Here is a 15,323-nt window from a genome sequence, read left to right as displayed (position 1 = left end):
TGCAACCCTTAGCGGTGGGGGCTAGCGGTGGCTTGCCACATGCTTTGCCAGCGGGCGATAAATCAGCCACAGACCCAGCCCGCCAGCCACAAAGATCGCCGCTGGCACCAAGGTCAGCGCCACACGCAGCGCGTTCAGCGCCTGATCGCTTTGCGCCGTGACACCCGCCGTTGTCGCCTGCCAGCCCGCCGCCTGCAACATCAGGCCCAGCGCCAGCGGTGCCAGTGCGTTGGCGACCTTTTGCCCGAACAGCCATACGGCGCTGAACGCGCCTTCAATCGCGGCCCCTTGCTGGGCGCGGGTGACGTCCATCAGATCGGGATACATCGCCCAAGGGATCTGCTGATAGGCTCCATTTGCTGCCCCCGCCGCAAAGAAAAGCAGCGCCATCGCGGTCACGCCGCTGGCTGGCAAGCACAGCCAAACGCCGATCAGAACAACGACATACAGCATCAGGCCCAGCATCAGCGCCGTGATTTTGCCCCACCGCGCACTGGCCCAAACCCACGGAAATTGCGACAGGATTGACCCAAGGATGAACATCGCAAACAACGTCGAAAAGATGCCCAGCGCGCCCGTCAACCCTGATAGCGGCCCCGGCGCATCGGTCATCAAATATAGCGCTGCCAATTGCAGCCCTGCCGCGATCAAGGCGACACCCAAGGTCAGCACGCCGTAAAGCGCGACGAGTATCGCAAAGGGACGATTGCCAAGCACCAGCCGCAGCACGGCTGTGAACCCCGCGCTGGCGGGTGCCGTGATTTGCGGCGCGCGCCGCGTCGCCAGCAACATCCCCCAGATCGTCAGCACCACAACCGGAGCCACGATCAGAACCGCCCGCGCGTATCCGGCCTGCGTATTGCCCGCCAAGGCCGGCACCAGCGCCCCGGCGGTCAGCAGCCCAAGCGATGCAAAGCTCATCCGGTAGGCCATCATCGCAGAGCGTTCGGCCGGGTCTTGCGTCATTTCCCCCGCCATTGCGCCATAGGGGATCGCAACGAAGGTGAACCCGACAGAGGCCAAGCCGAAAAACAGCGTGACCCATAAGGCATTGCTTTGCCAAGGCAGCCCCGCAGGCACCGCGAACATCAACACGATGGAGGTCGCCAAGATGACCGCACCGACGGCGATCCACGGGGCGCGGCGGCCCCAGCGGCTTTGGCTGCGATCAGACAGATAGCCGACGATCGGATCAGTCACGACATCGAAGGCCAGCACCGCAAAGGTAACAAGGCCCGCGGCCGCTGGTGGCACGCCCAGATGCGTCGTCAGAAACGTGAAAACCAGCAGCTGCTTGACCACGACAAAGACGTTCACGCCCATGTCTGCCAAGCCCCAGCCCGCCATTTGCCCGCGTGTTAGTGCCATATGCCACCCCTTGTTCCAGCGGACGCTAGTGGCGGCGCAGCCCGATCCAAAGCAAGACGTTGCGGCAGATCAGTCAGCGGCGCGGTCCAGCACCTGCGTCACCGCAGCTGTTATCATGTCCAGACAGTCTAGGTCGGAAAAACGGTGGTCTGCGCCTTTGACCAGAGTCAGCCGCACATCGTCCCCCGTGACATGATCCATCAGCCGCAGCGCGACGCTGACATCCACGTCCAGATCGGCTGTCCCCTGCAGAAACCGCACCGGGAACGGCAGGTCCAGCGGGCTGCGCAAGACCAGTTGATCGCGGCCATCCTCGATCAGGCGGCGGGTGATGATATAAGGATCGCCATACTCTGACGGCAGCGCGATCTGGCCGTCGCGCAAAAGGGCATCCCGCTGGCTGGCGTCAAAGCTGGCCCACATGCTGTCCTCGGTGAAATCAGGGGCTGCGGCGATGGTGACCAGCCCCGCGATCCGTTCCGGCATCGCCCTTGCGCAAAGCAGGGAAATCCAGCCGCCCATGCTGGAGCCGACCAGCACCAGCGGCCCCTTGACCATGTCCAGCGCGGCGCGGGCATCTGCGAACCAATCGCCGATGGCCCCGTCGGTAAAGGCTTCGCTGCTTTCGCCGTGGCCGGAATAGTCGAACCGCAAGAACGCGCGGCCTTGTGCCTGCGCCCATGCCTCTAGATGCACAGCCTTGGTGCCGCCCATGTCGGATTTGAACCCGCCAAGAAACACAATCGTCGGTCCCTGCCCGGTCGTGTGGTGATAAGCGATCTGCCGCCCCTGCGGTGTTTTCAACATGTTAGGCATCGGCCTGCACCTCTTTCAATCCTGCGGCCAGTCCCGCCGCGCCCCAACACATCACGGCGAACAGGGCAATGACAAGGGGCACCGACGCCGCCCCCACAGCCGCGAACAGACCGCCCGCGACCAGCAGAACCAGCCCGACGATGGTATTCGACAGCGCAGTATAGGGCGCGCGGTCGCCTTCATCCGCCATGTCGACCAGATGCGTGGACCGGCCGATCCTGACGCCTTGGTAGGCGATCATCAGGCCGAACAGCGCCACGGGGATCACGCCCGGCGCGGCGATCCACCCTACCTGCGTCAGTGCGACAACCGCCGACAGCACCGCCCCGCCCGCAATCCCCGCATACATCAACACCTTGCGCGACGACTGGTCAGACAAGCGCCCCCAAACATAGCTCGACACCAGCGCCGCGGTGGCCGAGGCCAGGACCAGCGCCCCAAGTTGGTTCAGCGCGCTATCAGGGCGCAGCAGCAGGAAATACGGCGGCGCAAGCGCGGTGCCGACCAACAGGCTGCGCACTGCGATAAAACGCAACAGCTGTGGATCGGTGCGCAGCAGACGGAACTGGCGCAACCCGATGCCACTTGCATCCTCTGGCTGGGAATGCGGCTCTTTGAGCCCCGCCATCACCGCCGCGGCAATCAGCCAGAACGCCGCCGCCAGTAGCAGCGCGGCGATCACGATGACCGCGCGATCGCCAAGGTCCAGCAGCAACACCATTGCAAAGGCGATAACGCCAACGGCGGCGGCAGAGCTGGCAAAACCCGTGGCCGTGCCCCGCCGGGACTTGCCGACCGTCTTGCCCAGCACGTCCTTGTAGCTGGCCGAACAGACCGACCGCGCCAGCGCGAGCACGCCCAGCAGCGTGACGATCACCGCCCCGGCGACTGCGCCTTGCAGCGTGAGCCCCGCTACCGCGATCCCGCCCGCGCAAACGCCCTGCACCGCCGATCCGCCCGCCCAGAACCATTTGCGATAGGGCGAGGCTGCAATATAGGGCGTCGTAAAAAGCTGCGGCAGCAACGCGCCGCTTTCGCGCACAGGTACCAGCAGGCCAACCCAGAACGATCCCGCCCCCAGATGTGTCAGCAGCCATGACAGCACCAGCTTGGGGTCGATCAACCCGTCTGCCAGCTTGCTGCCCGACAGCGCCGCGATATGACGCAGAAAATTGCCCGGCTCGGCCTGCTGCGCGTCCTTGTCCAAACCACCGCTGGCACCTGCATCCCGCGTTACGCGGTTAAAGACAGTTTTGGCAAAATCTTGCGGCATGACGCTTCCCTGCTTTGGCGCCGCAAACTTAACCGCAAACCGCGCATACGCCAGCCTCTTGACCCCGCGCGCACCAAACGGCATCTAAGCGCCACACATATCCCGCAACCGGGCGTTCCGTGGGCGCCAAACCGATGAGGAGCCAGTATAATGGCCCAGATCACCCTTACTTTTCCCGATGGCAATGCGCGCAGCTATGATGCTGGCGTCACCGCTGGCGATGTCGCGGCGGACATTTCGTCGTCCCTGCGCAAAAAGGCAATTTCCGCGACTGTGAACGGTCAGCACTATGACCTGCAGTGGCCCATTGACGCCGACAGCTCTATCGCCATCAACACAATGAAAGACGCCGTTCCCGCGCTGGAACTGGTACGCCATGACCTGGCCCACATCATGGCCCGCGCCGTGCAGGAAATCTGGCCTGACACGCAGGTCACCATCGGCCCGGTGATCAAGGATGGCTGGTATTACGACTTTGACCGCAAGGAGCCCTTCACACCAGAAGACCTTGCGACCATCGAGAAAAAGATGAAGGAAATCATCAACAAGCGTGATGATGTGCGCACGGAAATCTGGGACCGCCCCAAGGCGATCCAGTATTACCAAGACCGCGGCGAACCTTATAAGGTCGAGCTGATCGAGAGCATTCCCGGCGACGAGCCGCTGCGCATGTATTGGCACGGCGACTGGCAGGACCTGTGCCGCGGCCCGCACCTGCAGAACACCGGCCAAGTCCCCGGCGACTGCTTTAAGCTGATGTCCATCGCCGGTGCCTATTGGCGCGGCGACAGTGACCGCGCCATGCTGCAACGCATCTACGGCACCGCCTTCACCAACAAAGAGGACCTGAAGGCCCACCTGCATATGCTGGAGGAAGCCGCAAAGCGCGACCACCGCAAGCTTGGCCGCGAGATGGACCTGTATCACATGCAGGAAGAGGCCCCCGGTCAGGTGTTCTGGCACCCGAACGGCTGGACGATCTACACCGAACTGCAGGACTACATGCGCCGCAAGCAGCGCGCTGACGGCTACGTCGAGGTCAACACCCCGCAGGTCGTGAACCGCGTGCTGTGGGAAAAATCCGGCCACTGGGACAACTATCAGGACCACATGTTCATCGTCGAAGTCGACGAGGATCACGCCCGCGAAAAGACAGTCAACGCGCTTAAGCCGATGAACTGCCCTTGCCACGTGCAGATCTTTAACCAAGGCCTGAAATCCTACCGCGACCTACCGCTGCGCATGGCCGAATTCGGATCGTGCAACCGTTACGAGCCGTCGGGCGCGCTGCACGGCATCATGCGCGTGCGCGGCTTTACGCAGGACGACGCCCACATCTTTTGCACCGACGACCAGATCGTGGCGGAAACCGAAAAGTTCATCAAACTGCTCGCCTCGGTCTACGCCGACCTTGGGTTTACGAACTGGACGATCAAACTGTCCACCCGCCCTGAAAAGCGGATCGGCAGCGACGAAAGCTGGGACCGGGTCGAGGCTGCGCTGGGCGACGCCTGCAAGGCCGCTGGCTACGGGTTTGAACTGCTGCCCGGCGAAGGTGCATTCTATGGCCCCAAGCTGGAATTCACGCTGACCGACGCGATTGGCCGTGAATGGCAGTGCGGCACTTTGCAGGTCGACCCCAACTTGCCCGAACGTCTGGACGCCAACTATGTCGCCGCCGACGGCGACAAGCATCGCCCTGTGATGCTGCACCGCGCCGTGCTGGGCAGCTTTGAACGTTTCATCGGCATCTTGATCGAGGAACACGCCGGCAAGCTGCCATTCTGGCTGGCCCCACGTCAGGTTGTCGTGGCCACCATCGTGTCCGATGCCGACGACTATGCCATGGAAGTCGTCGCGGCCCTGCGCGCCAAAGGCATCCGCGCCGAGGCGGACACCCGCAACGAAAAGATCAACTACAAGGTCCGCGAACACTCTGTCGGTAAGGTGCCGATCATTCTGGCGCTGGGCGGCCGCGAGGTTGAAGAGCGCACCGCCTCTGTCCGCCGCTTGGGCGAACAGCAGACGAAAGTCATGGCGCTGGACGAGATCGTGGCAGAGCTGGCGTTGTCCGCGACCGCGCCGGACCTGCGCTAAACACTTGGGCGGCCTGCCGAAAGGTGGGCCGCCTTACAGATGCGCGGCTTGCGCGTCTGCCTTCCAGCCAATTGTCCAAACATCGCCGTTCTGGATCACCGGACGCTTCATTAGCGTCGGATACAGGGTCAGCAGACTGGCCACAGGCTGCGCCTTCTCCCCCTCCTCTAGGTTCCGCCACGTGGTTGACGATTTGTTAATCGCCGCATCACCGAACTGACCGATGATCGCCGCGCGGTCAGCATCCGTCAGCCCGTCGGCGCGCACGTCGATGATCTGCGGATCATGGCCCGCATCCCGCAGCGCTTTGATCGCTTTTTTGCAGGTATCGCAGGATTTGAGGCTGAAAACCTTCATAGTGGGTAACACCTTATGGCTTTGACAAAACAAGACTGACGCGCGTGACATTTGACATAGCACGAGAATAATCAAGAGCCACTTGCCGCGCGGCCTGCCGCGAGCGCCAAGGGCTCAATTCGCACGATAAAGCCCGCTCCGGCGGATGCCGTGCGGGCTTTAAAGCACTCTGAAAACTGGCTAATCGTAAACAACGGGTGGTGATTTGCGCTAGGTTGGCAGACCATCCCAAACTCGACGGTTCAAAACCGGAGTTGGGTGCGCATCATCACATTACCAAGACAGCAAACGCGTCCAGCGGTGCAAAATATTTGCTTTCGTCTTCTGTGGCGGTGCCGCCAACCGGTCGGCTTGCTGAGACAGACGGTCCAGAATAGCCATCTGGATTTCCGGAAAACTAGAAGTTGCGGTCGAACATTTTGTAGCGTGCATTTTGACCCCCAAGGCGTTTGTCATTTCTAAGGCAAAATTATCGGATACGGGCAAAGCGCACTATGGGAACACGGGGCAAGATTTCCCCGAAAAATGTTAATTTCCTGAAAAATCGTTTTATATCAGCGCTCAAACACGCCAAGACACCGTTCGGACGTAGCGTCATTAACCAGATATCGTTGCACAATTAAGGCTATTTTTTGCCTCAAACGATCAAAGTCCAGCACGCGTGCGCAGCCAAATTCCCCTGCCAGAATCGTCTCGATTCGACCGATTCCGGACAACTTAAAGGGGTTAGTCCTCTGCGCCACAGGTCGCATGCCGGAAATTCCCGGCATGCGGCATCAGCAAAGCGCAGTTCAAACGAGTGTCGTCGACGATAGCACCGACCGAAGGTCAGGCGATCAAGAGGATCGAAGCGCTGAGATTACGCCAAGACGCCCTGAAACTCCCGCCATTCGCCCTTGCTCATGCCAGAGGTCTCTTGCGTGACCTCCTCGCCCTTCAGCATGCGCTGCAGACAGGCTAGTCCCTTGGCAGACAGCACGGCCCCGCCCAGACGGTAGTCTGCAAAGGCACCGTAAGCGGCGGGGACCCAGTCGGCGACGATGTTGCAAATCACGTCGGCATAAACGCGGATTTCATATTGAGCGTGGGCGTCGGCGCGCAGGCGCAAAAAGTGGAACAGGTTGTGCAAGTCCACCTTCCAGTACCACTGAGTATAGATGTTCGCGGGCAGGTTCATGCGTGCAAGCTCGCGGGCAAGGCCCTGCTTTGGGGTGCCGTCGGGACCTTCTTCGGCGATCATTTCCGCATAGTGATCATAGGTTTGCGCGGCGTCCCCCTTGAGGATGTCCAGCACCCGCGCGGATTCATCGGGTGTTAGGCTGGCGCCCCTACCCTGATTGTTGATGGTGCTTTGCGCCGCCAATTGGGACGGATCAGGCATGTAGAATTCACGATCAAGAATCGAATACCGCGCAGAATATTCGTTCACATTCGCCGTCCGGTGACGGATCCACTGGCGCGCGACAAAGACGGGCAGTTTGACGTGCAGCTTAATCTCGCACATCTCGAACGGTGTGCTGTGCCAGTGCCGCATCAAATAGCGGATCAGCCCTTCGTCGTTCTGCACGGATTTGGTGCCTTTGCCGTATGACACACGGGCGGCCTGACAGATCGCGGCATCGTCGCCCATATAGTCGATCAGCCGGACAAAACCGTGATCCAGCACGGGGTGCGCTGTGTACAAATGCTTTTCCGCGCCGTCGGACACGGCCCGCAACGTCTGGCGGGGGCTGGCGCGCAGGGCATCGATTTCGGCCTGTTGGTCCGGGGTCACGGGCATGGGGATCGTCCTTTTATCGCGAATCGCTGCACTTTAGGCGGGGCGTGGCAAAACCTCCATAAGTGGTGAACAAACCGGCGGCGATATGGCGGCGCGCATTGACTCAGCGCTGTCAGCCCCGGACAGTAAAGTTCAAATTAAAGCCATTCCAAAGGACGATTCCATGATCCGTTTAACTCTCGCGAGCTCTCTGCTTGCTTTGCTTACAGCCTGCGGCGATGGACAGCCCTTATTTGATGACGCTGATACAGATACAGATACAACGGATACGACCGACACAACTGATGAAGATGGTGGAATCACAAATGACGGTGCAGTCACTGTTTTGCCTGGCACCACGACGGCCAGCGCTGAAACCGGTATCTTCCGTTTTGAAGAAGCCGTCGATGGCGGCGGCCTTGTCGAGGAAGTTGCATACGACAGCGCAACCGACACCTTCATGGTAGACGGTATCGGTTTTGACGGAGCAAACGTCTATACGCGCCTCCCCGGCACGCTCGGCACTGTAGGCACAGCTCGGGTCTTCGGTGCAAGCTCTTCGGTCAATGATCCGCTGACAGGGACTCCCGTTGATCAGGTCACCCCTTATCGCGCCCTTTACGCCGTCAGCAAAAACCAAACGGACGGAGAGCCGAACACAAGCTATGCTATCGTTCGGACAGGCGGCTACGTTCCTTATGGCTATGGCGGTTTTGTGTATCAGCGCGAAGGCGGCGTGACGCTACCAACTAGCGGTCAGGCGAACTTTAGCGGCGACTATTCCGGTATTCGGGTTTTTGACAACCGTGGTGGGCTTGAATACACAACTGGCGACATGTCGATGCAAATCGACTTTGAGGATTTCAACGCTAACGACGCAGTAAAAGGTCGCCTGACGAACCGTATTGCAATTGACCAATTTGGCAACGAAATCACACTTGGGACCGGCGATACAGACCTGCAATTGCCCGATGTTACCATTTCAATTCAAGAAGGCAGCCCATCCATCGATTCTAACGGCGAGATTACGACCGAAATGGGGTCATATATTTCCAATGGAGACGGCGGGATTGAGGTTTATGAGACCGGCACGTTTAATGGTCTCGTCTCAGGCGACACAACGACCCTTCCAGGTGGAGAGATCGTTGGCGTCATTGTTCTGGAATCGACAGATCCCCGGTATACTGATGTGGATGTTCAGGAAACTGGCGGCGTGATCCTGTACCGATGATCCGTTTGCACCTAGCTACGGCGGCCCTTGCAGCGTTCAGCTTTGGGGCGTCCCCTGCTGCGTCGCAATCCGGACCAGCGCCCGCAGCGCTGGTGCAGGGCGCAACCGCACTATCGGCCGAGGATATGCGCGTTTTGGCGCAGCAGCTTCTAAACGCTGGGCGAGCGTCGGATGCGGCGCAGGTCTTAAACGCCTTACTTGATCGAGATCCCAGCGACCCCGCCGCCCTGATTCTTGGCGCGCAGGCTGCCTTGGATCAAGGGCAGCCGGCACAGGCGACAGGTTTGGCGCAGCGCGGATACCGCGCTGCTGGTGACGACACATCGCGCTATGTTGCAGCGCGGCTTGCGGCGCGGGCCCATGCGAGCCAAGGGCACGACACGCGCGCGCAGTTCTGGCTGCGCCGCGCCCGGCAGGCCGCGCCATCTGCGTCCGGCGCACAGTCGGTTGCGCAAGACTACGCATTTTTGCGCAATCGCAATCCGCTGTCGTTCAACCTAGAATTCAGCGCGTCCCCGTCGAATAACATCAATAACGGCTCTCGCTCTGACACCGCGACGATCGGCCCCTTCGTGACCGTGCTGAGCGAGTCGGCCAAGCCGCTGTCCGGCGTCCAGTTCGATGCTGCCGTGTCCGCGCGTTATCGCACGCTTGAAACAGAGCGTGCGCAATTGTCCCTTGGATTTGATTTGCGCACCACGACCTATGCCCTTGGTCAGTCGGCCAAGGACGCCTTGCAGCGCGATATCGACGCAAGCTTTACCGACCCCAGCGACCTGCCCCGCAGCGGTAGCGATTTTTCCTATACAGAGGCGTCGTTCAGCCTCATTCAAAAACGGATTTTGAAGGCCGGCGCGCGTCCGACGACAGTCACGTTGCAGGTCGGAAAATCGTGGTATGGCGGCGATCCATATCAGCGGTTCATTGCCCCGTCCATTTCGCATACCTTTAGTCTAAGCCAGACGGATCAGGTGCGTCTGGATGGATTTGGACGTAAAAATCAGTCAGCGCGCGGGGACCGGACAGACGCTTTCGGCAGCCCAATTGTTGATCCAGACATCTTGAATTACGGCGCGGGAATCAATTATTCGACCCTGCAGCCCTCTGGCAATCTTGTCAGCCTTGGCGTTGCGCGCCGTATCAGCAGTTCCGACAGCGCCGAAAATGATTTTACGGCGTGGCGGGTCAGCGCAGGACTTGATCTGGCTAAGCCGATCATGGACGTGAAATTCGGCTTTGGCCTACAGCTAGAAGAACGCAACTACGGCGAATCCATTTATGTCGACGGGACCCGGCGCGATCGCAGTGTGAATGCACAGGTGGCGGCACAGTTTGACAACGTCGAATACTATGGTTTCAGCCCGGTCGTAACCTTGGGCGTTGGCCGCACCTTCTCTGCGGCAGAGCGGTTTGACACGGAATATGCCACCGTCGGAATGGATCTGCGCTCTGCGTTCTGATTGCGACTTGGCGGCGGCGCCCTGCATGCTAGGTCTGGGCGCAGATACACCTCGAAAAAGGAATGACAGCAATGTCCTTGAAATATCTGCACACCATGGTCCGCGTGAAAGACCTGGAAAAGACGATGGCGTTCTTTAACCTGCTGGGTCTGAAAGAAACCAAGCGCCGCGACGACGAAGGCGGTCGCTTTTCGCTGATTTTCATGGCGGCCGAGGGTGACGAGGATTGCCCGGTCGAGCTGACGTATAACTGGGACGGCGACGATGCGCTGCCGTCTGACAGCCGCCACTTTGGCCACCTCGCCTATGAAACCGACGACATTTACGCGCTTTGCCAGCACCTGATGGACAACGGCATCACGATCAACCGCCCGCCGCGCGACGGCAACATGGCGTTTGTGCGCTCTCCCGATAATATCTCGGTCGAGCTGCTGCAAAAAGGCGATGCATTGGCCCCGGCTGAACCTTGGGCGAGCATGCAAAACACCGGTCACTGGTAAGTCATGGCGCGGGCTGGCAGGTCTGAAGACGATGGCGCGTGCGGCGTCGTTGTCACAGGCCTGCCAGCCCAAGCTGATATTTTTTATCACAGGGGCAGCCGTATTCACCGCGCAGTGATCAGCCTTGCGGGTGTAGTCGCTGCCCTTTTGCTGACTGCGCCGGCAGCGAATGCTGCTTGCCGTCAGGCCTTGGCGCTAGGGCTTGATATCTCAGGCTCGGTCGATACGCGCGAATATGATCTACAACGGCAGGGTCTGGCGCAGGCCTTGGGCACCGATGACGTCGCCCGCGCCATCCTGCAACAGTCCAGCGCACCCATCCGGCTGACCGTGTTTGAATGGAGCGGTCCAACCGCCCAGACTGTCATTCTGCCGTGGACGACAATTGCGAATGCCGATGACCTGACCGCAGCCCGGCAGCGCATCCGGGCCGCCCCGCGCAGTATTCAGGACCAGACCACCGCACTTGGCTCTGCCCTGCTGACGGGATTTGCCATGCTGGACACGCAGGCAGATTGCTGGACCCGTACGCTGGATCTGTCCGGCGACGGCATTGCAAATACCGGGCCGCGTCCACAAGACATCCCCGCCAGCCGCACGCCGCAGGGTGTGACGGTGAATGGATTGACCATCGCACCAAACCAACAGCCCGGCCAAGACGACAGTATTGCGGATATCACAGAACTATCCGCGTATTTCCGCGCCTACGTCATTCGCGGACCGGGCGCTTTTGTCGAAACGGCGCTTGGCTTTGACAACTACGCCGCCGCGATGGAACGCAAACTGCTACGAGAGCTGCAAAGCCTCGCGCTGTCGGATGCCCGTCAATAGATATAGCGGATCTGTTCGGTCCAATACCGTTCCACCCGGCGCAGCGATCCGGTGATATCTTCGATCCCTTGCTGATCCACGACCCCGCGCGACAACAGCCCTTCGGCATGGGTCGCAAATAGGGTCGATACAATCTGCCGGATTTCCCGCCCTTTTTGGGTCAGGCGCACACGCACAGATCGTCGGTCAATTTCGGACCGTTCGTGATGCAAATAGCCGTTATCGACGAGCTTCTTGAGGTTATAGCTGACATTGCTGCCTTGGTAATAACCGCGGGATTTCAATTCCCCGGCCGTCACCTCGTTTTCGCCGACGTTGAACAGCAGCAGCGCCTGCACAGGGTTGATTTCCAGCACCCCCATCCGTTCAAATTCGTCCTTGATCACGTCCAGCAGTAAGCGGTGCAGGCGTTCAACCAACAAAAGCGAATCCAGATAGGTCGCCATAAAGGCCGCGTTGGCCGGTGACATCGTGCTGTCATCGGTTTTCGTGTTCAGTTTGGCGTGCAAGGTCATTGCAGTCTCCGTTCCAGCTGTCTGAAACGGAGCCTGCACCAAATTATCAAAAATTTCGTTAAGTTGCGTGCGGTCGTGTCAACCCAGTTGCACCAGCTGAAATTTCGCTAACCAGCGGTGCAAATCTGGCAGGCGCGCCGCTTTGGCCGCTGACCCAGTGATAGATGTCTAGATCGCTTTCATCCAGCAACGCCTCGTACAAGGCCAGCTGATCCGCGTCATAACCGCGTAGCGCGCGGCTCGCGAAATCAGACAGGATCAGGTCCATTTCCTTGATGCCGCGGCGCATGGACCGCATGATCAGGCGCTTGCGCGCAATTTCAACAGTCTCGGTCATTTGTCGTCCTTTAGCTTTTCTCGCAGCCGCTTTTCTAGCCGCGCCAGCCGGTCCGCGCTAGCAGCCATCGACAGGCGCAGATCGCGCAGTTCAGCCAGCAAGGCGCGGGCATCCGTATCTGCCGGCGTGTCATCGCTCGGCGGCAGTAGACCGTCGCCCTGCCCTGTCAGCAGCCATGTCAGGCTGACGCCCAGCATACCTGCCAGCATTTGCAGCCTGTTGGCGCGGGGTTCTTTGACGTCCTGTTCCCACCCTGCAAGGGTGGACACCTTGACGCCCAGCCGCGTGGCCAAACCGTCAACGGTTAAATCTGCAGCTTCGCGCGCCGCTGTCAGGCGGTCGCCAAAGGTTGCTGCTTCGTCGCTGTACCAATCTGAATCGGGCATATAAACCTTCTGATCGCTTGCGTGAACTTAGGTCATCATCCTATGACACAGACAACGCCACTTGACCACAGGATGCCCCTGATGACCTTTCTGTCTGCGACCCTAGACCGCGTCAAACCATCCCCCACTATCGCCGTCACCACCCGCGCTGCAGAACTAAAGGCGCAGGGCCGCGATATCATCGGCCTTGGCGCAGGAGAGCCGGATTTCGATACGCCCGCCAACATCAAGGCCGCCGCGACGCAGGCGATCAAAGACGGCAAGACGAAATACACCGCTGTCGATGGCATCCCAGAGCTAAAGCAGGCGATCTGCGCCAAGTTCAAGCGCGACAACAACCTGTCCTATGCCCCCGCGCAGGTCAGCGTCGGAACGGGGGGCAAGCAGGTGCTGTATAACGCCTTTATGGCGACGCTGAACCCCGGCGACGAAGTCATCATTCCCGCCCCCTATTGGGTCAGCTATCCCGATATGGTTTTGCTGGGCGGTGGCACGCCTGTGTTTATCGAAGGCGAAATGTCGCGCGGCTACAAAATTACCGCAGACCAGCTAGAGGCCGCGATCACCCCGCGCACCAAGTGGTTCCTGTTCAACTCACCGTCCAACCCGACTGGCGCAGGCTATAGCTGGGACGAGCTAAAGGCGCTGACCGACGTGCTGCTCAAGCATCCCCATGTCTGGGTGATGACGGATGATATGTATGAACATCTGGCTTACGGCGCTTTCACCTTTTGCACCCCGGCAGAGGTCGAGCCGGGCTTGTATGACCGCACCCTGACGGTCAACGGCGTCAGCAAAGCCTATGCCATGACCGGCTGGCGCATCGGCTATGCCGCCGGGCCAGAAGCCTTGATCAAAGCGATGCGCAAGGTGCAGTCGCAGTCCACGTCCAACCCCTGCACCATCAGCCAATGGGCCGCGGTCGAGGCGCTGAACGGCACCCAAGAGTTCCTGAAGCCCAACAACGACATGTTCATTCGCCGCCGCGATCTGGTGGTTGATGCGCTGAACGCGTGCGAGGGCATCACCTGCCCCCGGCCAGAGGGTGCGTTTTATGTCTATCCGTCCATCAAGGACTGCATCGGCAAGACCAGCGCTGGTGGCACCTTGATCGACACGGACGAGGCCTTTGCCACCGCCCTGCTGGATGAAACCGGCGTGGCTGTCGTCTTTGGCGCGGCCTTTGGCCTGTCCCCGCATTTCCGCGTCAGCTATGCCACCGCCGATAGCGCGCTGGCGGATGCCTGCGGGCGGATCAAGACGTTCTGCGCGGGCCTGACCTGATGGTGGCCGCCGCCTGCGGGCTTGATCGCCCCGGGCGGTCCGCTATCGTGACGCAAAAAGGGGCAACCGTGCATGGGCGCTGATCTTCCAGACTATTACTTTCGGATTCGTGAAAACGGGGCCGCCGTGTTCCGCGTGGACACGGAAAACCGTCAGCGCCGGATCGAGATGGACCAGATCGCCGTCGTAAACGTCCGCAACGGAGAGGTGAAGCCGCAAGGCGACCGCAGTCTGACCGATGCGGATATCGAAGCCATTCAAGAGTGGCTCAACAACCGTGTCGCCCTACTGGCCCAGCGCGATATCGACGATATCCACCGGGCTGTCGATTATCTGAACATCACGACGCAATGGGTGCAGGCCAAGGCCTCTGACGACCAGCTAGAGGATGTCACCGACGCCCTGCTGCTGGCGATGCACGACCTGCGCACCGTTCTGATACGCAAAAAAGCGGACCGCATGTTGGCGGAAGATGAAAAAAAATCAGGCGACGATTAAGCCTTGCGGCGCTGCATCAGCTGCCGCGCGACGCGGTACAGATAGGTGACGGCGATAGCGGCAAGGATTAGGTTCGTGACGGGGTTCAGGTAATCCACCACACGGTCATATTGTGACTGCAACAAATATCCCGCAGCAATCAGCGCCAGATTCCACAACGCACTGCCTGCGGTTGTGTAGAGCATGAAACGGGGCAACGACATTTCCGCCAGCCCCGCAGGCACAGAAATCATCGTGCGCACGCCCGGGATCATCCGCCCGAAAAAGGTGGCCCCCTTGTCGTGACGGTCGAACCACTCGATTGCGTTTTGCACGTCGTCCTGGCTCAACGTCAGCCAGATGCCGTATTTGCCGATGAAACGCTGCAACCGCGGACGGCCAAGGCGGCGGCCCACCTCGTACCACAGCCACGCGCCCAGCACGGTGCCGATGGTGCCCCAGACAAACACCGCCAGCAGCGATACGCCTCCCTGCGCCGCGTTAAAGCCTGCCAGCGGCATGACCAGTTCCGACGGGATCGGCGGAAACACGTTTTCCAAAAACATCACGATACCGACGCCAAAAGCGCCCATCGTGTCGATCAGGTTGGTGATGAAATCAAACATGCAACT

Annotated in this window: 16 protein-coding genes; 7 read left to right on the top strand and 9 right to left on the bottom strand. The window is 60.1% G+C overall.

Annotated elements, in window-relative coordinates; genetic code table 11:
• Positions 1-21: 21 nt before the first annotated feature.
• The 3 genes from BM131_RS08100 to BM131_RS08090 form a co-directional block, all read right to left on the bottom strand.
• Positions 22-1,368, bottom strand: a complete 1,347-nt coding sequence (locus tag BM131_RS08100; RefSeq protein WP_090188109.1) for an MFS transporter — start codon at positions 1,366-1,368, stop codon at positions 22-24.
• A gap of 69 nt (positions 1,369-1,437) precedes the next feature.
• Positions 1,438-2,184, bottom strand: a complete 747-nt coding sequence (locus BM131_RS08095) for an alpha/beta hydrolase (RefSeq protein WP_090188107.1) — start codon at positions 2,182-2,184, stop codon at positions 1,438-1,440.
• Positions 2,177-3,457, bottom strand: coding sequence for an MFS transporter (locus BM131_RS08090; protein WP_090188104.1), 1,281 nt, complete (start codon positions 3,455-3,457; stop codon positions 2,177-2,179). The genes BM131_RS08095 and BM131_RS08090 overlap by 8 nt, the downstream gene beginning before the upstream one ends.
• A 150-nt stretch (positions 3,458-3,607) precedes the next feature.
• Here BM131_RS08090 and thrS point away from each other — a divergent pair, with 150 nt between their 5' ends.
• The gene (gene thrS, locus BM131_RS08085) at positions 3,608-5,554 is read left to right on the top strand and encodes a threonine--tRNA ligase (RefSeq protein WP_090188100.1); all 1,947 of its coding nucleotides are present in this window, start codon (positions 3,608-3,610) and stop codon (positions 5,552-5,554) included.
• A gap of 33 nt (positions 5,555-5,587) precedes the next feature.
• Here thrS and BM131_RS08080 read toward each other — a convergent pair whose 3' ends face one another.
• Positions 5,588-5,911, bottom strand: coding sequence for an arsenate reductase family protein (locus BM131_RS08080; protein WP_090188098.1), 324 nt, complete (start codon positions 5,909-5,911; stop codon positions 5,588-5,590).
• 859 nt (positions 5,912-6,770) lie between these two features.
• Complete coding sequence (gene thyX, locus BM131_RS08075; RefSeq protein ID WP_090188095.1) at positions 6,771-7,691, bottom strand: FAD-dependent thymidylate synthase; 921 nt, start codon at positions 7,689-7,691, stop codon at positions 6,771-6,773.
• A 163-nt stretch (positions 7,692-7,854) separates the two neighbouring features.
• Here thyX and BM131_RS08070 point away from each other — a divergent pair, with 163 nt between their 5' ends.
• The 4 genes from BM131_RS08070 (at position 7,855) to BM131_RS08055 (ending at position 11,692) form a co-directional block, all read left to right on the top strand.
• Complete coding sequence (locus BM131_RS08070; protein ID WP_090188092.1) at positions 7,855-8,901, top strand: hypothetical protein; 1,047 nt, start codon at positions 7,855-7,857, stop codon at positions 8,899-8,901.
• Positions 8,898-10,361: a tetratricopeptide repeat protein gene (locus BM131_RS08065; RefSeq protein WP_090188091.1), complete on the top strand. Its 1,464-nt coding sequence runs from the start codon at positions 8,898-8,900 to the stop codon at positions 10,359-10,361. Before BM131_RS08070 ends, BM131_RS08065 begins: the two co-directional genes overlap by 4 nt.
• A gap of 71 nt (positions 10,362-10,432) precedes the next feature.
• On the top strand, positions 10,433-10,861 hold the full coding sequence (locus BM131_RS08060) for a VOC family protein (protein ID WP_090188088.1): 429 nt from the start codon (positions 10,433-10,435) through the stop codon (positions 10,859-10,861).
• Positions 10,862-11,008: 147 nt separating this feature from the next.
• Positions 11,009-11,692 (top strand): DUF1194 domain-containing protein, encoded by a 684-nt coding sequence (locus BM131_RS08055; protein WP_245754179.1) that lies wholly within the window; start codon positions 11,009-11,011, stop codon positions 11,690-11,692.
• Here BM131_RS08055 and BM131_RS08050 read toward each other — a convergent pair.
• The 3 genes from BM131_RS08050 to BM131_RS08040 form a co-directional block, all read right to left on the bottom strand.
• On the bottom strand, positions 11,686-12,162 hold the full coding sequence (locus tag BM131_RS08050; RefSeq protein WP_090188312.1) for a MarR family winged helix-turn-helix transcriptional regulator: 477 nt from the start codon (positions 12,160-12,162) through the stop codon (positions 11,686-11,688). The genes BM131_RS08055 and BM131_RS08050 overlap by 7 nt on opposite strands.
• Before the next feature lie 103 nt (positions 12,163-12,265).
• Positions 12,266-12,544, bottom strand: a complete 279-nt coding sequence (locus BM131_RS08045) for a succinate dehydrogenase assembly factor 2 (protein ID WP_090188083.1) — start codon at positions 12,542-12,544, stop codon at positions 12,266-12,268.
• Positions 12,541-12,930: a helix-turn-helix domain-containing protein gene (locus BM131_RS08040; protein ID WP_090188080.1), complete on the bottom strand. Its 390-nt coding sequence runs from the start codon at positions 12,928-12,930 to the stop codon at positions 12,541-12,543. The genes BM131_RS08045 and BM131_RS08040 overlap by 4 nt, the downstream gene beginning before the upstream one ends.
• Positions 12,931-13,011: 81 nt before the next feature.
• On the opposite strand from BM131_RS08040, the gene BM131_RS08035 reads away from it, so the two are divergent.
• Together BM131_RS08035 and BM131_RS08030 are read left to right on the top strand one after the other, a co-directional pair.
• Complete coding sequence (locus BM131_RS08035; protein WP_090188077.1) at positions 13,012-14,214, top strand: pyridoxal phosphate-dependent aminotransferase; 1,203 nt, start codon at positions 13,012-13,014, stop codon at positions 14,212-14,214.
• Between the two features lie 72 nt (positions 14,215-14,286).
• Positions 14,287-14,712, top strand: a complete 426-nt coding sequence (locus tag BM131_RS08030) for a hypothetical protein (protein ID WP_090188074.1) — start codon at positions 14,287-14,289, stop codon at positions 14,710-14,712.
• On the opposite strand, the gene BM131_RS08025 is transcribed toward BM131_RS08030, so the two are convergent.
• The gene (locus tag BM131_RS08025; RefSeq protein WP_090188071.1) at positions 14,709-15,317 is read right to left on the bottom strand and encodes a DedA family protein; all 609 of its coding nucleotides are present in this window, start codon (positions 15,315-15,317) and stop codon (positions 14,709-14,711) included. The two genes, BM131_RS08030 and BM131_RS08025, sit on opposite strands and share 4 nt — an antisense overlap.
• Positions 15,318-15,323 lie beyond the last annotated feature (6 nt).

The sequence above is a fragment of the Loktanella salsilacus genome (assembly GCF_900114485.1).
GTDB lineage: Bacteria > Pseudomonadota > Alphaproteobacteria > Rhodobacterales > Rhodobacteraceae > Loktanella > Loktanella salsilacus.
The sequence above is the reverse complement of the archived record's forward strand: the minus strand, read 5'-3'. Positions and strand labels throughout refer to the sequence as shown.